11 protein-coding genes and 3 tRNA genes are annotated in these 9,919 nt (G+C 69.2%); 2 read left to right on the top strand and 12 right to left on the bottom strand.

Features of this window, described 5'->3' with window-relative positions; translation table 11 throughout:
* Positions 1 to 120 precede the first annotated feature (120 nt).
* The 11 genes from nusG to ABZ780_RS19865 all read right to left on the bottom strand — a co-directional run bounded on the left by nusG (position 121) and on the right by ABZ780_RS19865 (position 7,233).
* Complete coding sequence (nusG, locus tag ABZ780_RS19915; protein WP_354854322.1) at positions 121 to 843, bottom strand: transcription termination/antitermination protein NusG; 723 nt, start codon at positions 841 to 843, stop codon at positions 121 to 123.
* Positions 844 to 884: 41 nt separating this feature from the next.
* Complete coding sequence (gene secE, locus ABZ780_RS19910; protein WP_357010696.1) at positions 885 to 1,280, bottom strand: preprotein translocase subunit SecE; 396 nt, start codon at positions 1,278 to 1,280, stop codon at positions 885 to 887.
* A gap of 213 nt (positions 1,281 to 1,493) precedes the next feature.
* A tRNA-Trp gene (locus ABZ780_RS19905) sits at positions 1,494 to 1,566 on the bottom strand.
* 129 nt (positions 1,567 to 1,695) lie between these two features.
* Positions 1,696 to 2,088, bottom strand: a complete 393-nt coding sequence (locus ABZ780_RS19900; protein ID WP_357010694.1) for a MaoC family dehydratase — start codon at positions 2,086 to 2,088, stop codon at positions 1,696 to 1,698.
* A gap of 1 nt (position 2,089) precedes the next feature.
* The gene (locus tag ABZ780_RS19895) at positions 2,090 to 2,536 is read right to left on the bottom strand and encodes a MaoC family dehydratase N-terminal domain-containing protein (protein WP_357010692.1); all 447 of its coding nucleotides are present in this window, start codon (positions 2,534 to 2,536) and stop codon (positions 2,090 to 2,092) included.
* A 126-nt stretch (positions 2,537 to 2,662) separates the two neighbouring features.
* Positions 2,663 to 2,830, bottom strand: a complete 168-nt coding sequence (rpmG, locus tag ABZ780_RS19890; protein ID WP_007073056.1) for a 50S ribosomal protein L33 — start codon at positions 2,828 to 2,830, stop codon at positions 2,663 to 2,665.
* A 132-nt stretch (positions 2,831 to 2,962) separates the two neighbouring features.
* Positions 2,963 to 3,035 (bottom strand) — tRNA-Met (locus tag ABZ780_RS19885).
* Between the two features lie 24 nt (positions 3,036 to 3,059).
* A tRNA-Thr gene (locus tag ABZ780_RS19880) sits at positions 3,060 to 3,132 on the bottom strand.
* A gap of 93 nt (positions 3,133 to 3,225) precedes the next feature.
* Complete coding sequence (locus tag ABZ780_RS19875; RefSeq protein WP_357010690.1) at positions 3,226 to 5,751, bottom strand: bifunctional diguanylate cyclase/phosphodiesterase; 2,526 nt, start codon at positions 5,749 to 5,751, stop codon at positions 3,226 to 3,228.
* A 61-nt stretch (positions 5,752 to 5,812) separates the two neighbouring features.
* A complete protein-coding gene (locus ABZ780_RS19870) occupies positions 5,813 to 6,067 on the bottom strand; it encodes a hypothetical protein (RefSeq protein ID WP_357010688.1) in 255 nt (84 codons plus the stop codon).
* Between the two features lie 410 nt (positions 6,068 to 6,477).
* Positions 6,478 to 7,233: a DUF899 family protein gene (locus ABZ780_RS19865; RefSeq protein ID WP_357010686.1), complete on the bottom strand. Its 756-nt coding sequence runs from the start codon at positions 7,231 to 7,233 to the stop codon at positions 6,478 to 6,480.
* A 78-nt stretch (positions 7,234 to 7,311) separates the two neighbouring features.
* On the opposite strand from ABZ780_RS19865, the gene ABZ780_RS19860 reads away from it, so the two are divergent.
* A complete protein-coding gene (locus ABZ780_RS19860; protein ID WP_357486922.1) occupies positions 7,312 to 7,983 on the top strand; it encodes a helix-turn-helix domain-containing protein in 672 nt (223 codons plus the stop codon).
* Positions 7,984 to 8,205: 222 nt separating this feature from the next.
* On the opposite strand, the gene ABZ780_RS19855 is transcribed toward ABZ780_RS19860, so the two are convergent.
* Complete coding sequence (locus tag ABZ780_RS19855; RefSeq protein WP_357486920.1) at positions 8,206 to 8,913, bottom strand: SDR family NAD(P)-dependent oxidoreductase; 708 nt, start codon at positions 8,911 to 8,913, stop codon at positions 8,206 to 8,208.
* Positions 8,914 to 9,016: 103 nt separating this feature from the next.
* Between ABZ780_RS19855 and ABZ780_RS19850 the strand changes: the two genes are divergently transcribed.
* Positions 9,017 to 9,856 (top strand): helix-turn-helix transcriptional regulator, encoded by an 840-nt coding sequence (locus tag ABZ780_RS19850; protein ID WP_357486918.1) that lies wholly within the window; start codon positions 9,017 to 9,019, stop codon positions 9,854 to 9,856.
* Positions 9,857 to 9,919: the final 63 nt, after the last annotated feature.

Below are 9,919 nucleotides of genomic sequence, written 5' to 3'. Positions count from 1 at the left end.
GGGGCGCCACAGCGGCTACTTTCATGTGTCGCGACGGCCCAAGCCCCCTCGCCCGCCGTGGTGGCGGTGGTGGGGTTACCCCCCGGCGGGCGGCGGGCCGGGCCCGCCGCCGACGACCAGTTAGATCTTGGCGACCTGGTTGAAGTTGAGCTCCACCGGGGTCTCGCGACCGAAGATCGACACCAGCACCTTGAGCTTCTGCTGGTCAGCGTTGATCTCGCTGATCGTGGCCGGCAGCGACGCGAACGCGCCGTCGGTGACGGTGACGGAGTCGCCGACCTCGAAGTCGAGGACCTTGATCTCCGGCTTCGCCTTCTTCTGCTCGGTCTCGACGGCCGGCGCCAGCCACTTCAGCACCTCGTCGAGGGAGAGCGGCGCGGGGCGGTCAGCCCGGTCGGTCGCTCCGACGAAACCGGTCACACCGGGGGTGTTACGGACACACGAGTACGACTCGGCGGTCAGCTCCATCCGGACCAGGATGTAGCCCGGGAAGACCTTGGCCTGGATCTGGGAACGCTTACCGTTCTTGACCTCGATCTCTTCCCGGGTCGGCACCTCGACCTGGTAGATGAAGTCCTCCATGTCGAGGCTCGTGATCCGGGTCTCGAGGTTGGTCTTCACCTTGTTCTCGTAGCCGGCGTACGAGTGCACCACGTACCAGTCACCCGGCGCGTAGCGCAGCTTCTGCCTCAGCTCGGCTACCGGGTCGTACTCCTCGTCCGGCGCAGGCTCGGTGGTGGGGAACTCCGGCTCGCTGGCGGCCTCAACCGACTCGTCACCAGCCGCCGTCGCGACGGTGGACTGCTCGTCCACCGGTCCGGCGGTCTCGTCGTACTCAGGCACGCTCGCTCACTTCCGTCACTATCGGCTCTGGAGGCAGCCGGTCAGTCCGAGTTGCCGAAGACAAACAGCACGACCTTGGCGAACCCGTAATCCAGCAGGGCAACGATCGTCAGCATTACCGCGACGAACGTCACCACGACCCCGGTGTAGGTCAGCAACTCCTTGCGCGTCGGCCAGATGACCTTACGCAGTTCGGCAACGACCTCGCGGAAAAACCGGGCGATGCGACCGAACACGCCCACCCGAGACGTTTCCGAGCGGGTGGTCGGCCGGCTGTCGGCCGACTCGGCCCGGGCGCGGGACCGCGTAGCGGTGCCCCCCCGGGAGACAGGCTCGTCCGCGCTGGAGTCGTCGTCGTCGTCGGCAACCTCGTCGACGATCTCGTCGTCCAGACGATCGTCGCCGTCGTCGTCGCCGCGCCGCTTGTTGTCGGCCACTTCGCCCTCCGTCGCGGAATCTCGGGTCGCACGCCGGGTGGCGTACGCGGCGCTGGTCACGCCGGCCGGGCCAAACCGTCCCGCGACGGGCCGCGGCCGGTGGATCAACCGGAGGGCCCGAATGCCTCGGAGCCACCCCGCCGATGCCACCACCACGGGCCGGACGCCGCCATCTCGGCGGCGCGACCCACGGGAACGGTCAGGCCTGAGGCGCAGGGGTGACAGGACTTGAACCTGCAGCCTGCGGTTTTGGAGACCGCTGCTCTGCCAATTGAGCTACACCCCTGTGCGGCAACACTCGCCCCACGCGGTCACAGACGACCGAGCAGGGGTCACTTGCCCCACGGCGGACCAGTGTACGGGTAGCCGCCCGACTTTCCCAACCGGTCTGCCCGCCACGCGTGGCGGACCAGAATCAGCGTGTCGTCCGGATGGTCGCCCGCGCCTGTGAGAGCACCTTCTCCCCCAGGCAGGTGGCCGTCACGTCGAGTCGGGTAAGGCCGTCCTCGGTCACCTCGCGGACCACCGCGGTCACCTCGATCTCGGTCCCCTCGTCGTCGTCGGGGACCACCACCGGCCGGGTGAACCGCACCCCGTACTCGACCACCGCGTCGGGCGCGCCGGCCCACTCGGCGACCGCCCGGCCGACCAGCGCCATCGTGAACATGCCGTGCGCGATCACCCCGGGCAGCCCCACCTTCGTGGCGACCCGGTCGCTCCAGTGGATCGGGTTGAAGTCACCCGAGGCACCCGCGTAGCGGACCAGATCCGCGCGGGTCACCCGGAACGTCTTGGCTGGCAGCTCCATCTCAGCCCTCCCCGCGTACGACGATCTTGGACCAGACGGCGACCACCGGCTCGCCGGCGACGGTGCTCACGTCGGTGCGGGTGGTCAGGAAGCCGTGCCCGCCCCGGGTGGTGACGTCCTCGACGGTGCTGACGCAGACCAGCTCGTCGCCGGCGACGACCGGCCGGGTGTACGCGAAACGCTGGTCACCGTGCACCACGCGGCTGTAGTCGACGCCCAGCGCCGGGTCCTCGACGATCTGCTGGCTCGCCGCCATCGTGATGAGCACCGGGAAGGTCGGCGGGGCGACCACGTCCGGGTGGCCCAGCGCCTGGGCCGCCGCCGGGTCATGGTGAGCCGGGTCGGTCGCGCCGATGGCGGTGGCGAACTCGCGGATCTTTTCTCGGCCCACCTGATAGGGGGCCGTCGGCGGATACGTCCGGCCGACGAAGGAAGGGTCCAGAGACATGCCGCGAACCTACACGCACAACACGATCGCCGACCTGGTCGGTCGACGACGGCAGAGCCGCGTCGTACCGGTCAGATCGGCGATCGGAAGAGCTTCGACGGTGGCCGGCGCGGAGCCGGCCACGGGTCAGCGGGTCTCGCGGTGAACGGTGTGCCGACCGTCGCGCGGGCAGAACTTCTTCAGCTCGATGCGGTCGGGGTCGTTCCGGCGGTTCTTGCGCGTGATGTAGTTGCGCTCCTTGCACTCCACACACGCCAAAGTGATCTTCGGCCGGACATCGGTAGCCTTCGCCACGGCGGAGTGCCTTCCTCGCTAACGGAAACAACTACGACGCGTCAGCCTAGACGCTGACAGCGCGGACATGCAAAGTGGGCGCCAGTGGCGCCCATCCCCACGACCACCGGGAACGAGCCCGGAAGACGAGAGTAGCGGTGGCCGGACTTGAACCGGCGACACAGCGATTATGAGCCGCTTGCTCTGCCATCTGAGCTACACCGCCGCGGTGGGTCCAGCTGAACCCTCGAGCCCCCTTACGGAATCGAACCGTAGACCTTCTCCTTACCATGGAGACGCTCTGCCGACTGAGCTAAGGGGGCCTGCGCGATATCCCCGTGGGGCGCGCAGAAGTAAGAGTACACGGCACCCGCCGGCAGGTGAAATCGGATCCCCGGTGATCCTCTACGCCCAGCTCAGGGCACGACACGAAGGCGCGGAAGCTCCGTGCCGGAGATCGTTTCCGGGTCGGCCTGGGCGCCGAACCAGGCCGCCAGCCGCTCGTACGGCAGCGGTCGGCTGAACAGGAAGCCCTGACCGATCTCACAGCCGATGTCCTGCAGAAGCTCCAGGGTCAGCTCGCTCTCCACGCCCTCGGCGACCACGGCCAGACCGAACTGCTGGGAGAGCGTCACCACCGCGTTGACGATCGCCAGGTCCCCCGGGTCGGTCGCCATGCCCTGCACGAAGGAACGGTCGACCTTCACCTCGTGCACCGGCAGCCGGCGCAGGTGGGCGAGCGACGAGTCACCGGTGCCGAAGTCGTCCACCGACAGCCGGACACCGAGATCGCGCAGCCGGTGCAGGGTCGGGATGGGCCGGTCGGTGCCGTCCAGCACCCCCGCCTCGGTGATCTCCAGTGTGAGGCGTTGCGCCGGCACCCCGTACTCGGTCAACAGCTCCTGCACCCGGTCCGGGAAGTGCTGGTCGGTGAGCGTACGGGCGGCGAGGTTGACCGCGATGTGCAGCGTCTGGTCGGCCTGGGCCCAGTCCCGGCTCCGCCGCAGCCCCTCGCGGAGCACCACCTCGGTGAGTCGGCTCAACTGGCCGGTGTGCTCGGCCACCGCGACGAAGTCCTCCGGAGCGACCGTGCCGTGCGTTGGATGCTCCCACCGGGCCAGGCACTCCACACCGACCAGTCGCCGGTCCCGCAAGGTCACCTTGGGCTGGAAGTAGACCTCCAGCTCGTCCTGGTCCAGTGCCCGGCGTAGGTCGCCGGCGAGGCCCAGCCGGCGCAACGACCGCGACTCCAGGGCAGGGTTGAACAGCTGCACGCTGCCCGGCACCGACTTGGCGGCGGTCGCCGCCAAATCGACCCGCAGCAACAGGGTCGCGGCATCGCTGCCATGATCCGGGTGTACGGCCACCCCGACGGCGGTGTTCACGTCGAGGGTGAGCGCGTCGAAGACCATTTCGTCGCGGATCTGGTCGCGCAGCTGGCCGGCCAGCTCCAACGCCGCCTCGGCGCTCTCCAGCCGCAGCGTCACCAGGAACTCGTCGCCGCCCACCCGACCGACCAGAGCCGACGACGGCGCGCTGGCCCGCAACCGGTTGGCGACCTCGACGAGGACCTTGTCACCGGCCGCGTGGCCGAGGGACTCGTTGACCTGGCGCAGCCCGTCGACGTCGAACAGTAGAAGCGCCACCACCTCGTCGGGCGCTCCGATCTTGACCGACTCGTCCAGCGCCCCGATGATCCGGCGCCGGTTGGGCAGCCGCGTCAGAGTGTCGTGGTACGCGTCGTGCCGCAGCCGGTCGACCAGCCGGGAATTCTCCAGCGCGACCGCCGCGTGCGCCGCCACCGTCTCGAAGATGGGGATGTCGCCGGGGGCGAAGTGCCCGATGTCGCTGAGCCGGTTCGCCACCTCCAGGGTGCCGATCACGGCCTGCCCGGAGCGCAGCGGCACCACGATCACGTCTTTGATCTCGCGGGCGCTGATCTCACGGCGTAGCGCGCTCTCGTCACCGAGCAGACGCCCCATCGACAACGTCTTCGCCAACTGCCGCGTCCGCTCCCGAAGGATCGCCGGGGTCGGAGCGACGTCCAGCAGCCCCGGCGTGTCGACCCGGGCCGTCAACAGCACCTCCGGATGCCGGCCCTGGGCGGGCAGCCAGAGGGTGGCCGACTCCGCCTGCATGAGGGCGCGTACCCGGTCGAGCAGAACGTCGGCCAGCGCCGCGTCGGCACCGCTGGTAGTGATCACTCGGGCCAGGTCGTACATCCCGGTCAGGGTGCGGTGCTGCCGGAAGAACTGGGCGTAGGACCGGTAGACCAGGGCGAGGGCGGCGAACAGCGCCCCCAGCAGCAACACCGACCACCAGGTGTTATGCAGTGCGATCAGCACGAGGAGACCAACAGACGCGTTGATCGAGGTGGTGAGGAACACCGACGGCGTGGTCCGCAGGGCCTCCCGGCCGGCCTGCCAGCCCTGCAGCAGGACATGGACGCCGACGACCGAGATGAGGCTGACCAGGGTGATGGTGTTGACCGCGAGGAAGAGGCTGCCCCACGTGCCGGGGCCGACGTCCTGCAGCGGCGGCAGCCGCAGGAGCAGCAGGCTCGCCAGCGACGTGGCGGCGGCGGCCTTGGCGACGTTGAACCAGAACTTCGCCGGTGGGAAGCGCTGCGAGGCGCTCCAGATCAACGAGGCGAGCGTGTAGATCAGGACCACGGTCAGCGGCGGCAGGAAGAACAACCCCACCACCAGTGGGATCTCGGTGAGCGTCACGCCCACCGACTGCCGGCGGACCACGAAGTTCAGCACCGGAATGCTGATGCCCGCCATCGCCAGGAATATCAGGAACGCCAGACCCCAGTCGCCGAACGGGTGGTCGGCGATGACGCTGATGGCGGTGCAGCAGAGGACGGCGATCAGAGCCAGCGGGCCAGTGATGAACCAAGCGTGGTCCGTGGACTTACGTCGTTGGTCACGCCTGGCCATACCGCTCCCTCGAAGAGACGCCGCCCGCTGGTGCTGCCCTCACGGGCGACGCCCTCGCGAGTTACCGGGAAGCGTCGACGCCCCAGACGACGTCACCCTGGCTCGCGCCCCAGACGACGTCACCCTGGCTCGCGCCCCAGACGACGTCACCGTCCTGGCCCACGCCCCAGACGACGTCACCGTCCTGGCCCGCGCCCCAGACGACGTCAGCCAACTGAGCCTTACCGCCGGACAACGAACCGGCGCCGAGTCCACCGAGGACGGCGGCGAGCAAGAGGAGCGAGCCGAGCAGCCGGCCCAGCCTTCGACCAGACATGTTTGCTCCTGTCGGGGAAGTGTCACAGGGATGGTGGAGATTCCACGATCGTGCCACACCGTCGGTACACAGAAAAGCGGTGAGGGCTGGACCGGTCCGAGCGTTTGCGAGGTTGCGACCTTCGGCCCACTCCACCTCGACAAGCTGGGCCAGATCAGGGCCCCTTCCTGCGACATCAGGGCTTCGCAGAGCGCTTGATGCGACCTTCGGCACAATTCGCCCGCACCACTGAGACACCCGCCAGCCTGATCGGACCGGGTTACTCTCCGTAGCTGTCGTGGCGGACTGGAAGCGCCCCGACGCGAACCCAGACATCGACCACCATACCTTCTATCCGGCTCGGCACAAGAAGACGAGAGTCCCCGGTTCAACCAGGGACGTGGATCTTGACAGCGACAGTCGCGGTGGCCTCAGTGGCAGTGGTGCTCGCCGCTGGCGGGCCCCGTGACACCCAGGTCGTCATCACGACCGGCCGCGAGGCGCGACCACTGCGACGTGGGCCGGCCGTCGAGCCGGAACTGGTCGCCGTCGGTCCGGAAGGGCTGCGGCCAGCCCTCCGGCGAGTCTTCCCAGACCTCCTGGCGACCGTAGACGGTCATATCGAGCAGGCCGTACGACGGCGCCATCGCCTCGACGCCCCGCCCGGTCGTCCAGTAGGTCTCGAACACCCGGTCGCCCTGGCGCAGGTAGCACACGTTCATACCGAAGCCACGCCCGGCGACGAGGGAGTCGAGCGACGCCTCGGGCACCGAATACCACGGCGCCTGCCAGCCCATGAAGTCCCGGTAGCGCAACGTCTCGTCGAACGGCCCCTGGCAGAAGACCGCGAACGTGACGTCGCGCGAGTGCAGGTAGGACAGTTCGTGCACGTGACCGGTGAAGAACGTGCAGCCCTCGCACTGGTCGGCGGCCGACCTGCCCGCGTGCCACATGTGGTACGTCGCGAGCAGTTGGGTCCTCCCCTCGAAGACGTCGAGCAGGGGCACCGGACCGTCGGCACCGGTCAGAAGGGCGGTCGGATCGACCTCGACCATCGGCAGCCGTCGGCGGGCCGCGGCGATGGCATCGCCCTCGCGCGTGTGCGCCCTCTCGCGGAGCCCGAGCTCGTCGAGCTGCTTCTGCCAGGTTTCGCGGTCGGTGAGCGGGGGTGTCGCAGGCTCGGTCATAGGGCCCCTCCTCGCATTTAAGGCTATGAGCCTAATAGCGACTGCTAGCATCGAGCAAGCAGGAAAGGGAGATGTCCCATGCCAATCCAGCGGGGCTATCGGCAGGCCTGCGGCGTCGCGCGCGGCCTCGACATCGTGGGCGAACGGTGGTCGCTGCTCGTGGTGCGCGAGCTGCTGCTCGGGCCGAAACGGTTCACCGACCTCCAGCAGGCGCTACCGCACGCCAGCCCGAACGCACTGTCCGACCGGCTGCGCGAGTTGGCCGACGCGGGCGTCCTACGCCGCCGGCAGCTACCTCCGCCCGGCAACGTGCGGGTCTACGAGCTGACCACCTGGGGTCGCGGTCTCGAGCCGATCGTGGTCGCGCTCGGCACCTGGGCACTGGCCGCTCCGCCCACCGCGGAACAGCTCTTCGTGAGCGCGGACAGCGCCATGCTGAGCATCCGCAGCTTTTATGTGCCAACGCCGGAGCAACCCGAGGTGACGCTCCGGATCGAACTTCGCGACCACGGTCCCGCCGGGGTGTTCGGCGTCCACCTCACATCGGCCGGCGCGGACATCACCGACGAGCCGCCCGACCAGCCGGGCGCCGCCCTGGCCACCACGACCGACGCACTCCTCGCCGCCTTCGGCAGCGACGACCTGGCCGGACTCGCCGCGGCCGGGGCCGTCATCAGCGGCGATCCCGAGGTCGTCCGCCGTCTCGTCGCGGGCATGCGTGTCCCGGCCCCGCAGAGACCGGCCGCCTGAGCGACTCCGCACAACTTGCCCCCCTCGCCGAGGGATTGAGCTGTCCATCGTCGCCGTGATCCTGGGATGGCTCGTCCTCCGCGAAGCCCGCACACCCGCGATCCTGGCCGGCGTCGTGCTGGTCCCGATCGGCGTCACACTCAACCGAAGGAGACCGGTCTGGGCGGCCCGTGCACACGCGGGCCGGCCAGGCCGGTTTCCTCCACCTGGTTGCCCCTCCTCCTACCAGGGGAGGTGACCCTCGGCGTCGAAGTAGCCACCGGTGGGGCCGTCGGGGCCAACCTGTGCCATGCGGACGATGATCTCGGCGCCCTGCTCAACGGTCTGGATGCCGGTGTTTCCGTTCAGGTCGGTCTTGGTGAAGCCGGGCTCGACCGCGTTGATCCGCATGTTCGGGAACGCCTTCGCGTACTGCACGGTGATCATGTTGACCGCGGTCTTCGACGCCGGGTAGGCGACCCCTGGGTAGGCGTACGTCGGGGTGCCCGCGTCGGTGACCCTGGCCAGCGAGGCCAAGCCGCTGCTGAGATTGACGATGACCGGGGCGGCCGAACGCCGCAGCAGCGGCAGGAACGCGTGGGTGACACGGACCGTGCCGAAGACGTTCGTCTCGAACGTCTCCCGCATCATGTCGGCGGTCACGTCCGCAGCGCCGATCACGACGTTGCCGGCACCCCTCCCCTCGATGCCCGCGTTGTTGATCAGTACGTCCAGCCCTCCATCAGCCTCGATGGCCTTCGCCGCGGCCTGCACGGACGCGTCGTCGGTGACGTCGAGCTGGACGGCCCGCGCGCCCAACTGCTCGGCGGCGCGGCGCCCGCGTTCCGCGTCCCGGCTGCCGACGTAGACGGTGTGACCCGCGGCGATGAGTCGACGGGCGGCCTCGAAGCCGAGTCCCTTGTTCGCTCCGGTGATCAGCGTTGTTGTCATGCCTCCAGGCTCCGGCCGGGCGGTGCGGTCGCCCAGTCGTCCCGTTTTCCTGGGACTGCCAGTACCAGGCAACACCACAACTGAACGGCGCACACTGGTGAGCATGACGGCGACGGAATTCGGGCAGGCGGTGCACCGCTGGCGCGACCGGGTCTCACCCGAGGCCGTCGGGCTGCCCGCTGGCGGGCACCGACGTACGGCCGGACTGCGCCGTGAGGAGTTTGCCCTGCTGGCCGGGATCTCCGTCGACTACATCACCCGCCTCGAACAGGGCCGCGCGTCCCATCCGTCGGCGCAGGTCGTCGAAGCCCTGGCCAGGGCCCTACGGCTGTCGGCAACCGAGCGCGCACACCTGTTTCGGCTGGCCGGACTGGCACCGCCGGGCCCGGAAACGGTGCCCGCCCACATCACCCCGAGCGTCCAGCGGCTGCTGGACAGGCTGACCGGGACACCCGTCGGCGTCTACGACGCGTCCTGGACGCTGCTGGTGGCCAATCCGCCGTACGCGGCGTTGATGGGCGATCCGTCCGGATGGCGTGGCAACGAACGCAACGCGGTGTGGCGGCATTTCCTCGGCCCGGGTACACGAGCCCGGCACACCCCGCAGTCCCTGCGAGCGTTCGAGACGGCGCTGGTTGCCGACCTACGTACGGCCGCGGGCAGCTATCCGGCCGACCAGCAGCTACGGCAACTGGTCGCGGAACTACGCGCGAACGACGACCGGTTCGCGACGTTGTGGGATTCCGGCACTGTCGGCCGTCACGAGGCCGCACGCAAGACCATCGACCATCCCCACGTCGGGCCCCTGACGCTGGACTGCGACGTGCTCACCGTCGCGAGCAGCGACCTGCGCATCATGATCTACACGGCCGAGCCCGACACCGAGGACGCCGACCGCCTCGCCCTGCTCACCGTGCTCGGCACCCAGGCACTGGTCGGATAGCTGCCCATGCGACCAGACCGCCGCTCTCTTCGGCGGGCTTCTCGGTTCAGAAGATGGCTGGCA

Source organism: Micromonospora sp. NPDC047467 (genome assembly GCF_040643095.1).
Classification (GTDB): Bacteria; Actinomycetota; Actinomycetes; order Mycobacteriales; family Micromonosporaceae; genus Micromonospora.
Note: the sequence above shows the minus strand (reverse complement) of the source record. Positions and strands in the feature narration are given on the sequence as shown.

Bases quoted from the DNA above. Each gene is read 5' to 3' on its own strand.
- ABZ780_RS19900 (WP_357010694.1), bottom strand. From the start codon at position 2,088: ATGGAGCTGCCAGCCAAGACGTTCCGGGTGACCCGCGCGGATCTGGTC.
- ABZ780_RS19895 (WP_357010692.1), bottom strand. From the start codon at position 2,536: ATGTCTCTGGACCCTTCCTTCGTCGGCCGGACGTATCCGCCGACGGCC.
- ABZ780_RS19875 (WP_357010690.1), bottom strand. From the start codon at position 5,751: ATGGCCAGGCGTGACCAACGACGTAAGTCCACGGACCACGCTTGGTTC.
- ABZ780_RS19870 (WP_357010688.1), bottom strand. From the start codon at position 6,067: ATGTCTGGTCGAAGGCTGGGCCGGCTGCTCGGCTCGCTCCTCTTGCTC.
- ABZ780_RS19865 (WP_357010686.1), bottom strand. From the start codon at position 7,233: ATGACCGAGCCTGCGACACCCCCGCTCACCGACCGCGAAACCTGGCAG.
- ABZ780_RS19860 (WP_357486922.1), top strand. From the start codon at position 7,312: ATGCCAATCCAGCGGGGCTATCGGCAGGCCTGCGGCGTCGCGCGCGGC.
- ABZ780_RS19855 (WP_357486920.1), bottom strand. From the start codon at position 8,913: ATGACAACAACGCTGATCACCGGAGCGAACAAGGGACTCGGCTTCGAG.
- ABZ780_RS19850 (WP_357486918.1), top strand. From the start codon at position 9,017: ATGACGGCGACGGAATTCGGGCAGGCGGTGCACCGCTGGCGCGACCGG.